The sequence below is a fragment of the Halalkalibacter oceani genome, assembly GCF_023715705.1.
Classification (GTDB): domain Bacteria; phylum Bacillota; class Bacilli; order Bacillales; family Bacillaceae_D; genus Halalkalibacter; species Halalkalibacter oceani_A.
Genome location: NZ_JAMBOS010000003.1, coordinates 171,694 through 193,083 on the forward strand (window position 1 = coordinate 171,694; position 21,390 = coordinate 193,083).

Here is a 21,390-nt window from a genome sequence, read left to right on the forward strand (position 1 = left end):
AAAGGCAGTATAAAAACACATTTATACTAGGACACGAGAGTGCCCCAAAAGCTGAAGCGCTTTTGGGGCACTCTTTTTTGACGAGCTGGGGAATGGAGTTTGATTCGACCAGCTCGTCGGCTTGTCCCGGCTGCTGAAAGTAATCCATTTTCAGCAGTTCAGTTGTGCTGAAACCATTTAAAGAAACGGTTAATGATGTTTTCCTTTTCATGGGTAGCCTCGTCAATCGCTTCCACTTCTTCGCCGTCAGGCGCGGGTGGTGGACACGGCTTTGTCGGCTCGGTCCCTTCGACAAAATAAGTGACGCGATGAGTCGGGCAGTCGGCGGTTGCGAGTAGTCCGTTTTGCGGGTTCATCTCGACCGCGACGACACCCTCCGGCTGCTGAAATGGAATTTTTAATTGCTTTTCCAGCGCATGTTCCGTAAAGTTGGCCCAAATTTTCTTGGCGATCTGCCCTTCAGTGGCATGCTCAAGCGTCTGCCCTTGATCATAACCGACCCAGACGCCGGTAACGAGCTGTGGCGCATAGCCGATCATCCAGCTGTCGGTCGAGGTCGAGCCCGACTTCCCGGCAACAGGGCGATTGACTAAATGGGCAACTGAACCGCCTGTGACAGAGGTGTGGGCATTCAAATAAGGATCGAACATCCCGGTCATCAGGTCGGTTAAAATGAAAGCCAATTTCGGGTCGAGCACTTGGGTGAGTTCAGGCTCGGCTTCAAACAGGACATTTCCCTTGGCATCGACAACCTTGCGGATAAAGCGCGGCTCAACCTTATTTCCGCCGTTGGCAAAGGCGCTGTATGCCTGGACCATCTCAACGACATCAACCGGCAAAGTCCCAAGCGCCAAAGAAGGAATTTCCCGTAATGGCGACGTAATGCCCAGTCTTTCCGCGACTTCAATGATTTTGTCGGTGCCGAGCAGCAGATGGGTTTTCACTGCATAAATATTGTCGGAAAAGGCGATCGCCTGTAAAAGGGTAATAAAATCATCGGCATAGACACTTTGGAAGTTATTCGGCGAATACGTTGCCCGTCCGTCATCATAGGTGAATGTTGTTTCCTCACTTAGTAAGGTTGAGGCGGGCGTGAAGCCGTTTTCGAGTGCCGCATAGTACAGAAAAGGCTTAAAAGCAGAGCCGGGAGCGCGCTTCGCCTGCGTCGCGCGATTGTACGGGCTGTCGGCATAATTTTTTCCGCCGACCAATGCCTTCACATCTCCTGTGCGCGGGTCCATTGCCACAAGAGCGGTTTGCAGCTCGGAGTCCGGCATTTCCTTCTCGACCCAGTTCTCCGCTTCTTTCTGCATAGCGGGATCAAGCGTTGTGTAAATGTTAAGTCCGCCTGCTTCAAACAAAGCAGGATCAAGACCGGCCTCTTCGATAAGGAGCTCCTCGACGACATCCTGAAAATACGGTCCGATGACGGCGGTCCGTTCGAGCTGCTCATGGGTGAAAGTCAATGGCTCAAGATGAGCTTCATCTGCTTCTACCTGTGTCAGGTTGCCGTTTTCGACCATCGATTGAAGCACAACGCCCTGTCGTGTTTTGGCCCGCTCGTAATGAAAGAGGGGAGAATAATAGCTCGGTCCTTTCGGAATCCCGGCAAGCATGCTCGCTTCAGCCAGAGTGAGCTGATTGGCCGATTTGCCGTAATAATGACGGGCGGCCGCTTCGATGCCGTAAGCCCCGTGACCATAGTAAACCGTATTTAAATAGCCTTCGAGAATATCATCCTTTTCATAATTCATTTCCAGCCGCAAGGAATATAACAGCTCATTCCACTTTCGTTTCCATGTTTTATCATGACTTAAATAAAGATTGCGTGCGTACTGCTGTGTAATCGTGCTCGCTCCCTGTGCTTTTGAACCGGAGCGAATGTTGGCAAGCACCGCCCCGCCAATCCGGTGCGGATCAAAACCAAAATGCTGATAGAAACGGCGGTCCTCGACGGCAATTGTGGCGTCGATCACCTCGGGGGAAATCTCTGATAAATCGACCCAATAACGGTGCTGGCCATGATGCCGTTCACCGATCGGCGTATTATCAGCCCCGTAATAGACGGTTGTTTGCGATACATTCAAGGGCGGAGGCCCTTGCATCTTTGTATAAGAAAGCAGCGCGACCGCACCTGCCGCCATAAGAACTAGCGCCAGTAAGCAGAAGCGAAAAAACAGCCGTACGAGTCGCCGTCTGCGTCTGATTCGACGGTTTATGATGACTTCCATTTCGTCACCTCATTCTTAGTTTCGTCACTAATCTAGTGGACACGTTTCTAGTTTTGGTAGAAACAGTGTGTTTTAAACATCGGGAGCAACAGAAGACATAGAAATTTTGCTTGCTTTTTTACCTTATTGCTTTATACTTTCATTTGTTGAAGACAGCAGGGCCAGGCGGGCGAATAGCCAACCGCCGCCTGCGGTCTGGTTCACATAAGTAACATAAATAAGTAAACGCTATAGAAGATCAGTATTTGAATGAGGTGATTGTGGTGGAATTATGGTTTACAGAAAAGCAGACAGAGCGTTTTGGAATTACAGCTAAAATCAAACGAACGCTTCATACAGAAAAAACAGACTTTCAGCAGCTGGATGTCGTCGAAACCGAGGAATTTGGCAATATGCTTGTCCTTGATGGAATGGTGATGACAACGGAAAAGGATGAATTTGTTTATCATGAAATGGTCGCTCATGTACCATTGTTTACACATCCAGAACCGAAGCATGTTCTCGTTGTCGGTGGTGGAGACGGAGGAGTCATCCGTGAGGTGCTGAAGCATCCATCTGTTGAAAAAGCGACTCTTGTTGAAATTGACGGAAAAGTGATTGAGTATTCGAAGAAATATTTGCCGTCGATTGCCGGAGCATTGGATGATCCGCGGGTTGACGTTCAGGTGGATGATGGCTTTATGCATATTGCCAAGGCCGAAAATGCCTATGATGTCATTATGGTTGATTCTACGGAGCCGGTAGGTCCGGCAGTGAAACTGTTTGAAAAAGGGTTTTACGAGGGAATCTCAAAGGCGTTGAAAGAGGACGGGATTTTCGTCGCGCAGACGGACAACCCGTGGTTTCATCAGGAATTGATCAAGAATGTGTATCGCGACGTGCAGGATATTTTTCCGATTACCCGTCTTTATACGGGGAATATCCCGACATATCCAAGCGGGCTGTGGACGTTTACGATCGGTTCGAAGCGGCACGACCCGCTTGCTGTGGAAGAGAGCCGCTTTCACGAAATCGATACGAAGTATTATACGAAAGAGCTTCATAAGGCGGCATTTGTTTTGCCGAAGTTTGTAGCTGACCTCGTGAAGTAAGGGGAGATAAGGATGCGCTTTGACGAAGCCTATTCAGGTAAAGTATTTATTATGAGCAAGCCGAGCTATAAGGAAAGCCAGGCTGTTATTTACGGCATGCCGATGGATTGGACGGTCTCCTTCCGCCCCGGCTCTCGCTTCGGTCCTGCGCGGATTCGCGAGGCTTCTCTCGGACTGGAAGAATACAGCCCGTATTTGGACAAGCATTTAGAGGAAGTCAATTATTTCGATGCCGGAGATATTCCGCTGCCGTTCGGCAATGCGGCCCGCAGTCTCGATATGGTTGAGGAGTACGTCGACCGGCTGCTGGCCGATGGGAAGTTTCCTCTTGGTCTTGGCGGGGAGCATTTGCTGTCGTGGCCTATTTTCAAAGCAATGGCGAAAAAGTACCCGGATATGGCAATCATCCATATCGATGCCCATGCCGATTTGCGTGAAGAATATGAAGGTGAACCTCTTTCCCATTCCACACCGATTCGCAAGGCGTGTGAGTTGCTCGGTCCGCAAAATGTTTATTCGTTTGGCATCCGCTCCGGCATGCGTGAGGAATTTCAATATGCGAAGGAAGCCGGAATGTACATGGCGAAATTTGAAGTAGCCGAGCCATTAAAAGAAATTTTGCCGACGTTGGCCAACCGGCCAGTTTACGTGACGATCGATATCGATGTCCTTGATCCGGCTCATGCGCCGGGCACGGGCACAGCCGAAGCTGGCGGGATCACGTCAAAGGAGCTGCTTGAAGCAATTACGGCAATCGCCAATTCAGATATCACTGTCATTGGAGCAGATCTGGTTGAGGTCGCGCCGGCCTATGATCCGACAGAACAAACGCAAATCGCGGCCAGCAAATTTGTCCGCGAAATGCTGCTTGGCTGGGTGAAATAAAAGGAAGCTTTTTAGTCTCGAGTTACGAAAAAGGACGTTTTTCAGTGGCCTCTTCGCAACGGGCTTTAACAGAACGTGGCGCTTCCGCTCACTGCTTAGGGGCCGGGCCAAAGGTAAAAACCAACCTTCGTCCCGGCCCCTCTCTTTTTCCTTTTCAGAAAAGATCAAAGCACTGCTTGCAACTGCTTTGTAAACTCGCTAAACTTGAACAGAGAAAGGTGTGCGGGGCATGAAAAAAGCGATTCAGCGATCAATTAAAATGCGGTTTCAGACGAGGATTGAGCATCATGATCACACAGATGCCTATGAATTTACAACAAGAGGAGAACTCTTTCATAAAGGGAAGCACGATTATTTACGGTTTGAGGAAGTATTGAACAGCGAAACGGTCCAAACGACGATGAAATGGAATGGCCGCGAGCTTATCTTAATTCGTCAAGGTGTCATTTTAATGCGCCAAACATTTATTGCCGGAGAAACGACCGTTGGCCGTTATGTAACTCCAGAAGCTTCATGGGAGACGGCGGCGGCGACTGAGAAGGTGTTTGTCCAGTGGCCGGCCGGGAAGGTCAAGGGAAGAATTGATCTGACGTATCAATTTGAGCTGCAAGGTCAGACGACCGGAAAGCATACTGTACGATTGACACTAGAGGAGGACACGAGTAGATGAACAGTGTAGAACAAATCAAACAACGGCTGAAAGAGGAAATCGTCAAGGCCGTGATCGAAGCCGGACTTGCAACGGAAGAGCAGATTCCGGAAGTGATTCTTGAATCACCGAAAGAGAAGGCGCACGGTGATTACGCGAGCAACATGGCAATGCAGCTGACCAGGATCGCTAAAAAAGCCCCTCGCGCCATCGCCGAAGAGCTTATCGAGAAGTTGAACTATCAGGCAGCGGCGATCGAGAAGGTCGAAATTGCCGGTCCCGGCTTTATTAATTTCTTTATGGACAACCGTTATTTGCGTGAGGTCGTGCCGGCCGTGCTGAAAGCAGGCGATACATACGGGCAGACGAACGTCGGGAATGGCAGCCGTATCCAGGTCGAGTTTGTCTCGGCCAATCCGACGGGGACGCTCCATTTAGGTCATGCGCGCGGTGCGGCAGTCGGCGACGCGCTTTGCAATATTTTGACGAAGGCCGGCTATGATGTCGAACGGGAATATTACATCAATGATGCCGGAAATCAGATTGACAATTTAACGCTTTCGCTTGAAGCGCGCTACTACCAGGCGTTAGGAATGGAGAAGGAGATGCCGGAGGACGGCTACCGTGGTCAGGATATTATTGACTTCGGCAAACAGCTTGCCGAGGAATATGGCGATAAATTCGTCCATGTATCGGAAGAAGAGCGCCATGCGTTCCTGCGTCAATACGGCCTCGAAAAAGAACTCGATAAAATTAAGCAGGATTTACGTGAATACCGGGTTGAGTTTGACAACTGGTTCTCGGAAACGTCCTTATACGAGAGCGGCAAAGTTGAGGAAGCGCTTGAGGTGTTAAAGCAAAAAGGGAAAACGTATGAACAAGATGGTGCGACCTGGTTTAAAACAACGGAGTATGGCGATGATAAAGACCGTGTTCTGATCAAAAATGACGGCTCGTACACCTATTTGACTCCGGATATTGCCTATCATCAGGATAAAATGAAGCGCGGCTTTGATAAGCTGATCAACATTTGGGGTGCCGATCACCACGGTTATATCGCGCGCATGAAGGCGGCGATCCAGGCGCTCGGCTATCAGGCGGAACAGTTGGAAGTCCAGATCATTCAAATGGTCAGCCTTTATCAAGGTGGAGAAAAGGTGAAGATGAGCAAACGGACGGGGAAGGCGGTAACATTGCGTGACCTGATGGAGGAAGTCGGCATTGATGCGACCCGCTACTTCTTTGCGATGCGGAGCGCTGATACCCAGCTTGATTTTGATATGGATCTGGCTGTGTCGACGTCGAACGAAAACCCGGTCTATTATGTGCAGTATGCTCATGCCCGCGTATGCAGCATGCTTCGTCAAGGGGCAGAAGCCGGCTTTGCTTTCGATGAGGAAACCGATCTGTCTGTACTCAATTCCGAGAAAGCGTACGATCTGTTAAAAGCGATTGGTGACTTCCCGCTTGTCGTGGCTGAAGCGGCGGAAAAGCAAATCCCACACCGGATTACGAACTATGTGCATGAACTGGCTTCGACGCTGCACAGCTTTTACAATGCTGAACGTGTCATTGATGCCGACAATGCCGCAGCGACGAGCGCCCGGCTGGCGTTAATGAAAGCGACGCAAGTTACGATTAAAAATGCCCTGACACTTGTCGGCGTCTCGGCACCGGAAAAAATGTAAGGCTGTATTAGCGGGAAGAGAGGAAGATAAAGAATGACGACACTGATCTGGGTTTTGATTATCGCTTTATTTCTGTTGAGCTTTATTGGACTGATTTTCCCGCTTGTGCCGTCTGTGCTGGTTTTATGGGGAGGGTTCCTGCTGTATGCGTTCGCGCTTGACGGGGACCCCCTTTCGCTCTGGTTCTGGATAGGCGCAGCGCTGTTGACGATTGTCATTCTGGCGGCGGATTTGATTGCCGGTCAATATTTTGTTAAACGATACGGCGGATCGAAATGGGGAGAGCGAATGGCGGCCGTCGGCGTGATCGTCGGCTCCTTCGTCTATCCACCGTTTGGCATCATCCTTGTGCCGTTCGCACTTGTCTTTGTCACCGAGTTTCTCTCCTCAAAAGACGCCAAGCACGCCGGCCTGGTGGCGGTTGCCTCCTTTTTCGCCTTCCTCAGCAGCACCCTCGCCAAATTCATCATCCAACTCCTCCTCATCATCTGGTTTACGTTGGAAGTGATGTTCTGAAAAGGAGTGACCTTCTCCTTTTCAGAACATCACGAAGGCCGAGCGGAGCCGCTGAAGAAGTGGAAGGACCATGAGCGGTTTTCACATGGACCGCCAGCGAGCGTCGCCGGCCAAAAAGGAGTGACCTTCTCCTTTTTAGAACATCACGAAGGCCGAGCGGAGCCGCTGAAGAAGTGGAAGGACCATGAGCGGTTTTCACATGGACCGCCAGCGAGCGTAGCCGGCCAAAAAGGAGTGACCTTCTCCTTTTTAGAACATCACTGCAGGTGGCTGGTTTTGTATAAAGGCGGGATTTGAACACAAACTATAGCAAGAAAGAAGGGATAAACATGCAAGAGGTTTTCTTAGCACTGCTTGCCGGACTGGTAGTCGGTTTTCTTTTTGCGTTAATTAAGCTGCCGATCCCTGCGCCTCCCGCATTATCAGGAGTCATGGGCATTGTTGGCATTTTCATCGGTTATAAATTGTATCAATGGATAATGCCGTTTTTTCAGTCCTAAGAACACTGGATGCCTGCATGGGTGCTCCCGCGAATGAAAGGGGTACAGCAAGTTGCCATATTTTCAGGAAAATGATGTGAAGCTTTACTATGAGACAGACGGTGAAGGGACCCCGATTGTCCTGTTGCATCCCCCGGTAATGGGGCACCTGACCTTTCGTTTTCAGCGCCCGCTGGCGAAACACTTCAAGCTGATCTTTGTCGACCTGCTTGACAGCGGCCGCAGCACAAAGCATTCGTCAGCTGCTAATGTGACGGAGCTTGCCAGGCTGACCCACTCCTTACTTAAGAAGCTGAACGTAAAAAAAGTGATTGTGTTGGGCTATTCCAATGGCGGTTCAATTGCCCAGGAATTCGCTTTGCGCTATCCGGAGAGCACGGCAGGGATGATATTGATTGGCGGCTTCCCCGAAGTATCGAGCTTTTTGCTGAAAAAGGAATTTGAGCTTGGGATCTGGGCCGCGGGCAAAGAGCTGATTTCTTTATTCTCATTCGCTCTTTCCCGGGCGCATTTTACTTCACATAAAGAACAGCAAGAAATGGCCGGCTTTATTAAAAAGGCGGACAGCGAAACATTGAAGCGTATTTATGAAGACGGAATGAACTATGTTTCGACCGACCGCTTATCGCAAATAAAGGTACCGGTCCTCCTGCTGTATGGCCGGCGCGATCGCTATATGCGCCCGTATCTGCTGCCTTTTTGCCGGCATCTTAACGATTTGGAGATCGTCCTCATCAGTGAGGTTGCTCATCAAGTGCCGACGAAACGCCCGGACGAATGCAATCAAATCGTCAAAAACTGGATGATGCGAAAAGGGTTAGTTACAATCTAATGCCCTAAATAGGGGAAGGTGTGAGTCCAAATAAATGGATTCACCCTTTTTTTGACCTCAACAGCTTTTTTAAAAAAGATATTCTGCTCCATTGCGTAGAGGCTTGGATAAAAGGGAAAAAACAACCTTTTATCCAAGCCTCTACAAAAGCCCGGAAACGAGCGTCGCTACTTTTTCTTTACCTTTATGGAGCAAAGAGCGTTGCTCGTAAGCCGTCAGCGTCATCTGCTCGGAAATTGACATGTCATATTCTAATTCGGCGAGGACGATTTCAACAAACGCTTTGTCATAGACAAGGCAGTTGATTTCATGATTAATATGAAAGCTTCGTTTATCGAAATTGGCTGTCCCGACATCGCACATTTGCTCGTCGATCACGAGCGCTTTCGCATGAAAGAAGCCGCGGTAATACTGATAAATATCAATGCCGGCTTCAAGCAGTGCTTGAAAATAAGGAAAGGCCGCTTCCTTGACGAGAGGGTGATCCGCTTTTTTCGGCAGGATGATACGAACGTCAACCCCTCTTTCAGCGGCGGAAATTAATTCCTGCTGAAGCTGGCGGCCCGGGATGTAATAAGGGGTTCCGATGAAAATCGATTTTTTTGCCTGGCGGATTAACGCAATAAATGTTTCCTCCAGGTAGGAGCCGTCTGTCGGTAAAATCCGCAAAGGGTGCCGGCCTTGATCAAGTGCAGGATACAAAGCCGACTCTTCGATATACGTTTGCTTTGCTGTCGTCCAATCCTGCAAAAACTGGCCCTGCAAATCCTGGACGCCGTCTCCTTGCAACCTTAGGTGAAAGTCCCGCCACAAGCCAAACTTCGCACTTCTCCCTAAATATTCATCTCCGACGTTGAAGCCGCCAATATAGCCTGTCTTCCCATCAATAATAACGATCTTACGATGGTTGCGGCGGTTTAACGTAAAGAAAAGAAAAGGAAACTGCGGAGGGTGCGAATAAGCGAAATGGATTCCCGCTTTTTTCATTTTCTTTTTTTGGGAGCGCGTTAATTTACAGCCAAAGCGGTCGACCAGGATCCGCACTGACACGCCTTCCTTTGCTTTATCCTCCAACAGGCCAAGCAGCTGAGTGCCAATATGGTCGCCGCGAAAAATATAAAAAAGCAGATGGATATGGTGACTCGCCTGCTTAATGTCCTGAAACAGATTAACAAAAAATGTGTCTCCGTCACCGAGCAGTTCCACATCACCGTAGCGCGTTTTCTGCGTGTGGCGGGTTGCTTCTTTGCGCTGTTTGCGCATGCCGGCGCGAAAGTCATAGCGCAGCCAGAAGATGATAATAACGAGCAAGAGGACAAACAGTAGGCTGCCTAACATCATAAATGCCCCTCCTTACACAAAGTCCAGCGGTCAGCCCTGTTTTCAACAGGAGAAGGTCTGGCGTCAATTTGTCATTAGTTTGCCCATCCTTCAAGAAAAAATGAAAAGTTTTGTCGACTGAATGCTCATTCAGTTGATAATATGCTATACTGAAAGAAATATTTGGTTATTCAATTGGGAAAATACAAAAAGTTTTGAGCTTGTTCAACTTAGCCAGTTACTTTATGCATGTCCTGTTCGTTGAAAGGTCAGGTGAAAGGGGAGAGTTTTATGGAAGCGCTAACATTGATTCATCGTCTTGCATTTCTGTTGCTGACAGCCTATGCGATCTATTTGTTTTTGGCTCTTGTCCTTACTAGGTATCACTACATCAAACTTGGGAAAAAAGCCGAGTTCACCCATTCTGTGCAGGAGCGGTTCCGCGCGCTTTGGCTGAACGTATTTGGACAGAAGAAGCTGTTAAAGGATAAAAAAAGCGGGATCATCCACCTGATGTTTTTTTACGGGTTTTTGCTCGTGCAATTTGGAGCGATTGATCTGATTTGGAAAGGGCTCGCTGTCGGCAGCCATCTGCCGCTCGGCTCGTTTTATCCTTTCTTCACGCTCTTTCAGGAGATCGTGGTTTTCATCATTCTCGTGGCGGTCGTCTGGGCGTTTCACCGCCGCTATATTGAGAAGCTTGTCCGTCTGAAGCGAGGCTGGAAAGCCGGTCTTGTCCTGCTGTTTATCGGCGGGCTGATGGTTTCCAAGCTGCTGGCGAAGGCGATGGAAATGATCTGGTTCGGCAAACCGCTTAGCGGATTTGAACCGATCGCTTCCGGACTGGCGGCCGTGTTGTCCTTCGTTCCACCGGCAGCCGCAAGCGGGCTTTTCTTTCTGTTCTGGTGGGTCCACCTTCTCATTTTGCTGTCCTTCCTTGTTTATGTGCCGCAGTCGAAGCACGCCCATCTGTTGGCCGCGCCGGTCAATGTCTTTCTCGGCCGGACACATCAGGTCGGTCGGCTCGCCTCGATCAATTTTGAGGATGAAAGTCAGGAAGTATTTGGCGTTCAAAGAATTGAGGACTTTAACCAAAAGCAGCTCGTTGATCTTTATGCCTGTGTGGAATGCGGACGCTGTACGAATATGTGTCCGGCGACCGGGACGGGGAAGCTGCTTTCGCCGATGGACCTGATTGTGAAAATGCGCGATCATTTAACGGAAAAAGGAGCGGCGATTACGTCGCGCTCACCGTGGCTGCCGGCCTTCGCCTTCAGCGGCACAAGGGCCAATCAGCTTGCTGGGGCAGGTGAAGCGGCCGCCGGCTATGATGTGAGCTTGATCGGTGATGTGATCACGGAGGAAGAGATCTGGGCCTGTACAACGTGCCGCAATTGTGAGGACCAATGTCCGGTGATGAATGAGCATGTCGACAAGATTATCGATCTGCGCCGGTATTTAGTGCTGACGGAAGGGAAGCTTGATGCCGATGCACAGCGGGCGATGACGAATATTGAGCGGCAGGGAAACCCGTGGGGTATCAGCCGCAAGGATCGTGAAAAATGGCGCGAGGGCAGGGAGGATATCACTGTACCGACCGTCAAGGAGGTCGAAAAAGCGGGAGAGGAATTTGAATATCTGCTCTTTGCCGGTTCGATGGGTTCATTCGATAAACGGAGCCAGAAGATTGCCCAGTCGCTCGCAAAGGTGCTCAATGAGGCGGGGGTCCGCTTTGCGATCATCGGCAATAAGGAGAAGAATTCGGGTGACACGCCGCGCCGGCTCGGCAATGAGTTTCTCTTTCAGGAGCTGGCGACTGCGAATATCGCTCTGTTTCAAAAGCATAATGTCCGCAAAATTGTGACGATTGATCCGCATGCCTATAACAGCTTTAAAAATGAATACCCTGAGTTCGGCCTTGACGATGTCGAAGTGTACCACCATACCGAATTGCTGGCAAAGCTGATTCAGGAAGGGCGCCTTCAGCCAAAGTATGAGGTAAAGGAAACCGTCGTCTATCATGACTCCTGTTACTTAGGGCGCTATAACGAAGTCTACGAGCCGCCGCGGGACATTTTGAAGGCGATCCCGGGGATTACAGTGACGGAGATGAAGCGGAATCGGGAAAATGGGATGTGCTGCGGGGCCGGTGGCGGCATGATGTGGATGGAAGAGGATGTCGGCCAGCGGATTAATATTGCGCGAACCGAGCAGGCGCTTGAGGTAGAGCCGACGGTGATCGGCAGCGGCTGCCCGTATTGCTTGACGATGCTCAGTGATGGAACCAAGGCAAAGGAAGTCGAAGAGCAGGTCGAGACGCTGGACATTGTGGAAATTTTGGAAAAATCGCTTTTTGAAGAAAAGGATGCAGGCTAACATACGGCTAATTTGCTTTTGCTATCGGCGAGGCAGAGGCCGTGCGGACAAAGTGAGTGAGCGTTCGCTCGACAAAGATGGAAGGGGAGATTGAGATGAAAACAGTGATCGTCAGCGGGGCAAGGACACCCTTTGCGAAATTCGGTGGGGCGTTACGGAACTTCAGTGCGGGAGAGTTGGGAGGTGTGGCACTGCGTTCGGCATTAGAGCGGGCCGGCTGGTCGTCTGAACACGTCGATGAAGTGATTATCGGCAATGTGCTTCAGGCGGGACAGGGTCAGCTGCCCTCGCGGCAGGCGGCGCACCAGGCCGGGCTGCCGTGGGAGGTGCATACGGAAACGATTAATAAAGTGTGCGCTTCGGGGATGCGCAGTGTAATGACGGCCGATCAACGGATCCGTTTAGGGGAGGCCGGAGTCATTCTCGCCGGTGGAATGGAATCAATGAGCAACGCCCCTTATTATGTGGAAAAAGCACGCTGGGGGGCGCGGATGGGGAATAGTGAGCTTGTCGATGGCATGGTGTATGACGGGTTGACCTGCTCGTTCACCAATGTCCATATGGGAACGTACGGGAATAAAGTCGCTGCCGAGTTAAAGCTGTCACGTCAGGAGCAGGATCGCTGGGCGCTGCGGAGCCAGGAGCGGGCGGCGGAGGCGATTAAGTCCGGCCGGCTAAAGGAAGAAATAACGCCGGTCCCTGTTCCGCAGCGTAAAGGTGAGCCGCTGACGTTTGCTCAGGATGAAGCACCGCGGCAAAGCTCGCTTGAGCAGCTTGCGGCGCTCCGGCCGGTTTTCGGCAATGACGGGACGATTACGGCCGGCAATGCGCCGGGAGTCAATGACGGAGCGGTGGCGCTTTTGCTGATGTCGGAGGAGCGCGCGAAGCTGGAAGGTAAAGTCCCGCTCGCGACGATCGAAGCGCATACGGCATTGGCTGTGGCTCCGGAGGATTTTCCGAAGACGCCGGGCCTCGTCATTAACAAGCTGTTGGAGAAAACGAACTATCAGGCGGATGAGATTGATTTGTTTGAAATTAATGAGGCATTTGCCGCCGTGGCACTGGCGAGTAAGCAGATCGCTCGGCTTGATGAAGAAAAAATCAATGTCAATGGCGGAGCAGTAGCGCTCGGGCATCCAATCGGGGCAAGCGGGGCCCGGATCATTTTGACATTGGCCTATGAGCTGAAACGCCGGGGCGGCGGCTTAGGGATCGCGGCAATTTGCAGTGGCGGCGGTCAGGGTGACGCCGTGTTGCTGAGCGTTGAAGGATGACTTAAAGGAGGAAAGATAATGAAGATAAAAGACGTAATGGTTGTTGGCGCGGGTCAGATGGGTGCGGGGATTGCCCAGGTACATGCTCAGGCAGGCTTTGCCGTCGTCCTGCATGACATGGACAATGCCAGCCTGAGCCGCGGTATGGAAGGAATCCGAAGAAATATTTCGCGACAGGTCGAAAAAGGCCGGCTGACAGCGGAAGAGATGGAAGCGATACTCGCCCGGATCACGCCGTCGACTGATTTGAAGCAAGCGGCCGGTGCGGATATCATCATCGAGGCGATCGTGGAAAATATGGCGAGCAAAACAGCGCTGTTTGTCGAGCTTGACCGGCTCGCTCCGCCGCATGCAATTTTAGCCTCCAATACGTCCTCCTTGCCGATTACAGAAATTGCGGCGGCAACGAAACGGCCGGAAAAGGTGGTCGGGATGCATTTTATGAATCCGGTCCCGGTGATGAAGCTCGTCGAAATTATTCGCGGTCTGGCTACAGCTGATGACGTTTATGAGGCGGTGGCCGCGCTTGCCGGCCGGCTGCAAAAGACAGCGGTGGAAGTTAATGATTTTCCGGGCTTCGTCTCTAACCGGGTGTTGATGCCAATGATCAATGAAGCGATCTATACCGTATACGAGGGCGTAGCCTCACCGGAAGCGGTCGATGAAGTGATGAAGCTCGGGATGAATCATCCGATGGGTCCGCTTACGTTGGCTGACTTTATCGGCCTGGATACATGTCTTTTTATTATGGAAACGCTGCATGAAGGCTTTGGCGACGATAAGTACCGGCCGTGCCCATTATTGCGCAAATATGTGAAGGCCGGCTGGCTCGGTAAGAAAGCAGGGCGCGGCTTCTACATCTATGAAAGCTGAGGAGGGGAAGCGATGAATTTACGGTTTAGTGAAGAGCAGGATATGATGCGGAAAATGGTCCGTGATTTTGCCGAGGAGCAAATAACCCCTTTTATTGAGGAGATGGAAGCCAAGCAAACGTTTCCGCGCCAGATAGTTGGTAAGATGGGCGAGCTTGGGCTAATGGGCATTCCAATCCCGGAGGAGTTTGGCGGAGCGGGAATGGATTTCACCTCTTATATTATCGCCATTCATGAATTATCAAAAGTAAGCGCGGCGGTCGGCGTCATCCTTTCGGTCCATACTTCTGTCGGGACAAATCCGATTCTTTTCTTCGGAACAGAGGAGCAAAAGCAGTGCTACGTGCCGAAGCTGGCAAGCGGGCAATATTTGGGGGCCTTTGCACTAACCGAACCGAGCGCCGGCTCCGATGCGGCGGCGCTGAGAACGACGGCGGTGAAGGACGGAAACACGTACCGGCTGAACGGCTCAAAGTCATTTATTACGAATGGCGGTGAAGCGGATTGCTATATTGTCTTTGCCTCGACAGCGCCGGAGAAAGGGGCGAGAGGAATTTCCGCTTTTATTGTCGAGAAGGATACACCTGGCTTTCTCATCGGAAAAAAAGAGCAAAAAATGGGGCTGAACGGCTCGCATACGACAGAACTCATTTTCGAAGATGCCCGTATCCCGCAGGAAAACCTGCTCGGCGCTGAAGGGGAAGGCTTTAAAATCGCGCTGGCCAACCTTAATCATGGCCGGATCGGGATTGCCGCCCAGGCATTGGGAATCGCTGAGGCCGCCTTTGCGGCAGCAAGCGGCTATGCCAAGGAGCGGAAGCAGTTCGGCAAAGCAATCGGCCGTCAGCAGGCGATCGGCTTTAAGCTCGCTGAAATGGCGACGAAGATTGAAGCGGCGAGACTGTTGACCTACCGGGCAGCCGCACTTACCGATCAGGGACGGCATTGTGGGCAGGAGGCTTCGATGGCGAAGCTCTTTTCGTCGCGCACGGCAGTGGAGGTCGCGATTGAGGCCGTGCAGGTTTTTGGCGGCTATGGATATACAAAGGATTATCCGGTTGAACGCTATTTCCGCGACGCGAAAGTGTGCGAAATCTATGAAGGCACAAGTGAGATTCAAAGAGTTGTCATTAGCAAACAGCTGTTAGCAGATTAGGGGGGAGAAGGATGAATTTTTTACTGACGGATGAGCAAGAGATGATTCGGAAAATGGTGCGGGAGTTTGCCGAAAAAGAAATTGCGCCAACAGCGGCCGAGCGTGATGAGGAGGAACGGTTTGACCGGACACATTTTGAGAAAATGGCAGCTCTCGGTCTCACCGGCATTCCGTGGCCTGAGAAATACGGCGGAATTGGGGCGGATTACGTAAGCTATGTGATCGCCGTTGAGGAGCTGTCACGCGTCTGCGCGTCAACAGGGGTGACATTGTCAGCCCATCTATCGCTCGCGAGCTGGCCAATTTACAAATTCGGCACAGAAGAACAAAAGCAGACCCATTTGCGCGCCTTGGCGGAAGGCACGAAGATCGGCGCCTACGGCTTAACGGAGCCTGGCTCAGGCTCGGATGCCGCCGCGATGAAAACAACAGCCGTTGAGGAAGAGGATGCATATGTGCTGAACGGGTCAAAGATTTTCATTACAAATGGAGGTGTGGCCGACCTTTATGTTGTTTTCGCCCTGACTGACCCGGAACAGCGTCATAAAGGAGTGAGCGCTTTTATCGTCGAAGCGGATACACCTGGTTTCTCCGTCGGCAAAAAGGAGAAAAAGCTCGGCATTCGCTCCTCGCCGACGACGGAAATCATCTTTGAAAACTGCCGCGTACCGAAGGAAAATATGCTCGGCGCGCGGGGAGAAGGCTTTAAAATTGCGATGATGACATTGGATGGAGGAAGAAACGGGATCGCCGCCCAGGCGGTCGGGATTGCTCAGGGGGCGCTTGATGCTGCCATCGATTATGCGAAGACGCGCAGGCAGTTCGGCAAGGCAATCGGCCAGCAGCAGGGCATTGCCTTTAAACTCGCCGATATGGCGACAAAGGTCGAGGCGAGCCGGCTTTTAACCTACCAGGCAGCATGGCGCGAAAGTGAACAACTCCCGTACGGTCTGGAGTCGGCGATGTCAAAGCTGTTTGCCGGCGATACGGCGATGGAAGTGACCACTGAGGCGGTTCAGGTGTTCGGCGGCTATGGGTATACAAAGGACTATCCAGTCGAGCGTTTCATGCGCGACGCGAAAATCACGCAGATCTATGAAGGGACAAATGAAATTCAACGATTGGTCATTTCAAAAATGCTGTTAGCGGACTAATTGTGGATGGAACGTTGCTAAAAAGTCTAGTATGCTTGAAGCAACAACGATTTTGAAAAGGTAGGTTAGCCAATCATGAAAAAGTCTGTTCCATCTATGGTCAAGGATCCACAACTGGTAAAAAAACGCCGCGAGCAAATGGTGAAAGGAGCGGTACGCTTATTCATTGAAAAGGGCTTTCACCGGACGACAACAAGGGAGATTGCCAAGGAATCCGGCTTCAGCATCGGCACTCTCTATGAATATATTGGCTCAAAGGAAGATGTCCTATATCTCGTCTGTGATGCGATTTACGAGGAGGTTAGCCGCAGGCTGACAAAGCAGCTTGACTCAAGTCTGACGGGGATCGAACGTCTGGAAAAAGCGATTTCTTCCTTTTTCCAGGTCGTTGATGAAATGCAGGATGAAGTGCTTGTCATGTATCAGGAAGCCAAGTCACTGCCTAAGGAAGCATTACCATATGTGTTGCAGAAGGAACATGAAATGACGGCAATGATTGAAGCGATTATCCGCGAATGCGTAACGGAGGGTGTTCTCACCTTATCAGATGAGCAAATCAAGCTGCGCGCTCACAATATTCTTGTTCAAGGTCATATGTGGACGTTCCGTCGCTGGTCGATTCAAAAGCTGTTCACGCTTGAGCAGTATACCGCCTTGCAAATGGAGCAGCTGACCGCTTCAAGCCGTTAAAAGTATGCTATAAGACCTCGTGCTGAACGATCGCATGCACCGTTTTATACCGGAGAGGCCCACACGACTTCGGAGGTTGTGCAAAACTAGCAAAGGGGCGGGCAAAGGATAAAAGAACAACCTTTTGTCCCCCCTATCCAAAAAGGAGGGTAAAAAATGAGTGAACTAACGAGTTATCGTCCGAAGCATTATGTACGCTTTGTCACGGCTTCGAGCTTGTTTGATGGTCATGATGCCTCCATTAATATTATGAGGAGAATTTTACAGGCAAGCGGAGCCGAGGTGATTCATCTCGGTCATAACCGCTCGGCTGAGGAAATTGTAAGCGCTGCAATTCAGGAGGATGTCCAGGGAATTGCGATTTCCTCCTATCAGGGCGGACATATGGAATTCTTTAAGTATTGCTATGACCTGCTGCAGCAAAAAGGCGCTGGTCATATCCGGATTTACGGCGGCGGGGGCGGGGTCATTACCCCTCCGGAAATAAAAGAGCTGCACGAGTACGGCATCGCCCGGATTTTTTCACCGGATGACGGGCGAAAAGAAGGGCTCCAAGGGATGATTGATCATATGCTCCGTGAGTGTGACTTTTTAACGGTCAAGGAGCTGCATGATGAGCCTGCGCAGTTACAAGCAAGAGATGACAAGGCGATCGCCCGCTTTATTACCTATGTTGAGCAAATGACACTTGAAAACAATCAGGCGGCGGCCACTGTTGAACAGATGTTGAAAGAACAAATAAATAACCGTTCTGACTCAGCCCCCGTCTTAGGGATTACCGGCACAGGAGGAGCGGGAAAAAGCTCGCTGACTGATGAACTTGTCCGGCGCTTTTTATATGCTTACTCGGATAAAACGGTCGCGGTTTTGTCGGTTGACCCGACGAAGCAGAAGACAGGCGGGGCGCTGCTCGGTGACCGGATTCGGATGAATGCGATTCATCATGAGCGCGTCTACATGCGGAGTCTGGCGACGCGGCGCTCTCGTTCCGAAATTTCGGCAAGCCTGCGGGAAGCGGTCGCCGTGACCAAGGCGGCCGGCTTCGATTTGATTATCATTGAAACGAGCGGAATCGGGCAGGGGGATGCCGAAATTGTCGATATTGCCGATGTTTCGCTTTATGTGATGACGAGCGAATTCGGCGCGCCATCCCAGCTTGAAAAAATTGATATGATCGATTTCGCCGACCTGATCGCGATAAATAAGTTTGACCGTAAAGGGTCGGAGGATGCGTTGCAGCAGGTGAGAAAGCAGTATCAGCGCAGCCGCAACCGGTTTGCTGAACCGCTCTCTGCGATGCCTGTCTACGGGACGATCGCCAGCCAATTTAATGATCAGGGTACAACGAATTTATTTGCCGCTTTATTGAAGACGATTGTTGAGAAATGCGAAAAAGACTGGGAGGTACCTGGTGAAGCGGACGCTGAGGCCGTCACTAAACAAAATGTGATCATCCCTCCGGAGCAGGTTCATTATTTACATGAGATCGTCGCGACGATCCGTTCGTATAAGCAAGAGACGGAGGAGCAGGTTGCCGCTGCGCGCCGCCTTTTTCAAATTGAAGGTACCGCAGAGGCTTTCACTGAGCATGAGCTCTCTTTAGCAGAGACGAACGAGCCGCTTCAACAGCTCAAGCAGTTGTATGAGCAGAAACTGACACCCGAGACGCGGCGCATTCTCGAACAATGGCCGGAGCTTCAACGCGCCTACAGGCAGGATGTTTATGTTACAAATGTGCGCGGACGTGAGATTGTAACCGAGCTGACGACGGAAAGCCTGTCCGGCTTAAAGATTCGCAAGGTCGCTCTGCCGTCTTTTGCTGACTGGGGAGAAATTGTCCGGTGGGCACGCGAAGAAAATGTTCCAGGCACATTCCCTTATACCGCTGGTGTTTTTCCATTTAAACGGCAGGAGGAAGATCCGAAACGGCAGTTTGCCGGAGAGGGAACACCGGAGCGGACGAACCGGCGCTTTCATTATCTCTCGCAGGAGGATGAGGCGAAGCGTTTAAGCACGGCGTTTGATTCGGTGACGTTGTACGGGGAGGACCCGGATTACCGGCCGGATATTTATGGAAAGATCGGCGAAAGTGGAGTCAGTATATGTACGCTTGATGATATGAAAAAGCTCTATGCCGGCTTCGATTTATGTGCGCCGTCGACGTCGGTTTCGATGACGATCAATGGACCGGCGCCGATTATTCTGGCAATGTTCATGAATACGGCGATTGATCAGCAGATGGAAGCTTTTGTAGCTGAAAATGGCCGTGAGCCGACCGGACAGGAAGCGGAGGAAATCAGGGCGCGGACGCTGGCGACGGTCAGAGGGACGGTGCAGGCTGATATTTTAAAAGAGGACCAGGGGCAGAATACGTGTATCTTTTCCACGGAGTTTGCCTTGCGGATGATGGGCGATATTCAGCAATATTTTATTGACCATAATGTCCGTAACTATTACTCTGTCTCGATCTCGGGCTATCATATCGCCGAGGCCGGCGCCAATCCGATTTCGCAGCTCGCATTTACACTCGCCAACGGCTTCACCTATGTGGAATACTATTTAAGCCGTGGGATGGATATTGACCATTTCGCACCGAATTTGTCGTTCTTTTTCAGCAATGGGCTTGATCCCGAGTATACGGTAATCGGCCGTGTCGCACGCCGAATTTGGGCGACGGTCATGAGAGAGAAATATAAGGCGAATGAGCGCAGTCAAAAGCTGAAATACCATATTCAGACGTCTGGCCGTTCCCTGCACGCCCAGGAAATTGACTTTAACGACATTCGAACGACGCTGCAGGCGTTGATGGCGATCTATGATAACTGTAACTCCCTGCACACGAATGCTTACGACGAGGCGATCACGACGCCAACTGAGCAGTCAGTCAGAAGAGCGATGGCGATTCAGATGATCATTACGAAAGAGCTCGGACTTGCCAAAAATGAGAACTCCCTGCAAGGTTCATATATTATCAGGGAGCTGACCGATTTAGTGGAAGAAGCGGTGCTGCAGGAGTTAGAGCGCCTTAATGAGCGCGGCGGCGTGCTCGGGGCGATGGAAACACAGTATCAGCGCGGCAAAATCCAGGAAGAGTCGATGTATTATGAAATGAAAAAGCATACAGGCGAGCTGCCGATTATCGGCGTCAACACCTATCTTAATCCGAAGGAAGAGCCGGAGGATGATTTCAAAATCGAGCTCGCCCGGGCAACGCAGGCGGAGAAAGAGCAGCAGATCGCAAATCTTCAAGCCTTTCATAAAAGGCATGCGCAGCAGGCCCCAGCAGCGCTAAAGGCTCTTCAGCACACAGCTGTTACGGGAGGGAATATTTTTGCCGAGCTGATGAACACCGTACAGGTTGCCAGCCTTGGGCAGATTACAGCCGCACTTTATGAGGTGGGCGGTCAGTATCGAAGAAATATGTAACAGTGACGGCATGGCCAAAGTCCTTTCAGCGCCGATTCTTCTCGATGTATGGCTGAAGCGGAAATGTTGTATAATAGAGGAATCTGAACGAGAATCGTTTTTTCTCTTACTTCAGCTAGCATAATGATAGGAAATATGTTTATAATGAAAAGTATGCTTACAATCCCATTATTGACAAATAGATAGAAGATTGGACTGAAAGGACGTGCAAGAGATGAACTTTGATGCCATGACAAAAGAAGAGATTCAGGAAGTTCCGATGGTCGAAATTGCGTATGCGATTATGAAAGCAGAACGCAACCCGTTTGATTACTATGACCTCATGAAAAAGGTTGCCGAGCTGAAAGGAATGACTGACGAAGAAGTAGAAGCACGGATTGCCAACCTTTATACAGATATGAACATCGATGGCCGCTTTCATTCACTTGGAGATAATCGCTGGGGGCTGAAAAGCTGGTATCCGCTTGAGCAGGCAGAGGAAGAAATTACAACGCCGGTTAAGCCGCGAAGAAAAGCAAAGGCACTGGATGATGAGGATATCGACCTCGATGAAGATTTTGATGAATATGAGGATGAGTACGAGGATTTGGAAGATGAGCTTGACGAGATTTCCAACGAAGAGGATGCCGACGAAGAAGAGGATTTTGATGAAAAAGAGATCGAAGACCTTGATGATGTGGAAGAAAGTGATGCCGACGATTTTGAAGAGGAAGAAGAGGTCGACTGACGG

Annotated in this window: 17 protein-coding genes; 15 read left to right on the top strand and 2 right to left on the bottom strand. The window is 50.7% G+C overall.

The genetic code is table 11. The features are described from left to right. Nucleotides 1-158 precede the first annotated feature (158 nt). On the bottom strand, nucleotides 159-2,231 hold the full coding sequence (locus M3212_RS04395; protein ID WP_251192741.1) for a transglycosylase domain-containing protein: 2,073 nt from the start codon (nucleotides 2,229-2,231) through the stop codon (nucleotides 159-161). A 260-nt stretch (nucleotides 2,232-2,491) separates the two neighbouring features. Between M3212_RS04395 and speE the strand changes: the two genes are divergently transcribed. The 7 genes from speE to M3212_RS04430 all read left to right on the top strand — a co-directional run bounded on the left by speE (nucleotide 2,492) and on the right by M3212_RS04430 (nucleotide 8,392). Then, nucleotides 2,492-3,322, top strand: a complete 831-nt coding sequence (gene speE / locus M3212_RS04400; protein ID WP_251192866.1) for a spermidine synthase — start codon at nucleotides 2,492-2,494, stop codon at nucleotides 3,320-3,322. A 12-nt stretch (nucleotides 3,323-3,334) separates the two neighbouring features. Beyond that, complete coding sequence (speB, locus tag M3212_RS04405; RefSeq protein WP_251192742.1) at nucleotides 3,335-4,207, top strand: agmatinase; 873 nt, start codon at nucleotides 3,335-3,337, stop codon at nucleotides 4,205-4,207. A gap of 229 nt (nucleotides 4,208-4,436) precedes the next feature. Further along, nucleotides 4,437-4,877 carry a DUF1934 domain-containing protein gene (locus M3212_RS04410; protein ID WP_251192743.1) on the top strand — a complete coding sequence of 147 codons (441 nt, stop codon included), beginning with the start codon at nucleotides 4,437-4,439 and terminating at the stop codon, nucleotides 4,875-4,877. Further along, complete coding sequence (gene argS / locus M3212_RS04415; RefSeq protein WP_251192744.1) at nucleotides 4,874-6,544, top strand: arginine--tRNA ligase; 1,671 nt, start codon at nucleotides 4,874-4,876, stop codon at nucleotides 6,542-6,544. Before M3212_RS04410 ends, argS begins: the two co-directional genes overlap by 4 nt. Nucleotides 6,545-6,577: 33 nt before the next feature. After that, nucleotides 6,578-7,060, top strand: a complete 483-nt coding sequence (locus tag M3212_RS04420; RefSeq protein WP_251192745.1) for a DUF456 domain-containing protein — start codon at nucleotides 6,578-6,580, stop codon at nucleotides 7,058-7,060. A gap of 329 nt (nucleotides 7,061-7,389) precedes the next feature. Beyond that, nucleotides 7,390-7,560 (top strand): XapX domain-containing protein, encoded by a 171-nt coding sequence (locus M3212_RS04425; RefSeq protein WP_251192746.1) that lies wholly within the window; start codon nucleotides 7,390-7,392, stop codon nucleotides 7,558-7,560. A 52-nt stretch (nucleotides 7,561-7,612) separates the two neighbouring features. After that, nucleotides 7,613-8,392 (top strand): alpha/beta fold hydrolase, encoded by a 780-nt coding sequence (locus M3212_RS04430; RefSeq protein WP_251192747.1) that lies wholly within the window; start codon nucleotides 7,613-7,615, stop codon nucleotides 8,390-8,392. Between the two features lie 141 nt (nucleotides 8,393-8,533). Here M3212_RS04430 and cls read toward each other — a convergent pair whose 3' ends face one another. Beyond that, a complete protein-coding gene (cls, locus tag M3212_RS04435) occupies nucleotides 8,534-9,733 on the bottom strand; it encodes a cardiolipin synthase (RefSeq protein WP_251192748.1) in 1,200 nt (399 codons plus the stop codon). Between the two features lie 270 nt (nucleotides 9,734-10,003). Between cls and M3212_RS04440 the strand changes: the two genes are divergently transcribed. The 8 genes from M3212_RS04440 to rpoE all read left to right on the top strand — a co-directional run bounded on the left by M3212_RS04440 (nucleotide 10,004) and on the right by rpoE (nucleotide 21,387). Next, nucleotides 10,004-12,088, top strand: a complete 2,085-nt coding sequence (locus tag M3212_RS04440; RefSeq protein ID WP_251192749.1) for a heterodisulfide reductase-related iron-sulfur binding cluster — start codon at nucleotides 10,004-10,006, stop codon at nucleotides 12,086-12,088. A 95-nt stretch (nucleotides 12,089-12,183) separates the two neighbouring features. Beyond that, nucleotides 12,184-13,362, top strand: a complete 1,179-nt coding sequence (locus M3212_RS04445; protein WP_251192750.1) for an acetyl-CoA C-acetyltransferase — start codon at nucleotides 12,184-12,186, stop codon at nucleotides 13,360-13,362. 18 nt (nucleotides 13,363-13,380) lie between these two features. Further along, nucleotides 13,381-14,235 carry a 3-hydroxybutyryl-CoA dehydrogenase gene (locus M3212_RS04450; RefSeq protein WP_251192751.1) on the top strand — a complete coding sequence of 285 codons (855 nt, stop codon included), beginning with the start codon at nucleotides 13,381-13,383 and terminating at the stop codon, nucleotides 14,233-14,235. Nucleotides 14,236-14,247: 12 nt separating this feature from the next. Next, nucleotides 14,248-15,390 (top strand): acyl-CoA dehydrogenase, encoded by a 1,143-nt coding sequence (locus M3212_RS04455; RefSeq protein ID WP_251192752.1) that lies wholly within the window; start codon nucleotides 14,248-14,250, stop codon nucleotides 15,388-15,390. A gap of 11 nt (nucleotides 15,391-15,401) precedes the next feature. After that, the gene (locus M3212_RS04460) at nucleotides 15,402-16,544 is read left to right on the top strand and encodes an acyl-CoA dehydrogenase (RefSeq protein WP_251192753.1); all 1,143 of its coding nucleotides are present in this window, start codon (nucleotides 15,402-15,404) and stop codon (nucleotides 16,542-16,544) included. 72 nt (nucleotides 16,545-16,616) lie between these two features. Beyond that, on the top strand, nucleotides 16,617-17,234 hold the full coding sequence (locus M3212_RS04465; protein WP_251192867.1) for a TetR/AcrR family transcriptional regulator: 618 nt from the start codon (nucleotides 16,617-16,619) through the stop codon (nucleotides 17,232-17,234). A gap of 156 nt (nucleotides 17,235-17,390) precedes the next feature. After that, nucleotides 17,391-20,660 (top strand): fused isobutyryl-CoA mutase/GTPase IcmF, encoded by a 3,270-nt coding sequence (gene icmF, locus M3212_RS04470; RefSeq protein ID WP_251192754.1) that lies wholly within the window; start codon nucleotides 17,391-17,393, stop codon nucleotides 20,658-20,660. Nucleotides 20,661-20,874: 214 nt separating this feature from the next. After that, nucleotides 20,875-21,387 (top strand): DNA-directed RNA polymerase subunit delta, encoded by a 513-nt coding sequence (gene rpoE, locus M3212_RS04475; RefSeq protein ID WP_251192755.1) that lies wholly within the window; start codon nucleotides 20,875-20,877, stop codon nucleotides 21,385-21,387. The last annotated feature ends 3 nt before the right edge of the window (nucleotides 21,388-21,390 follow it).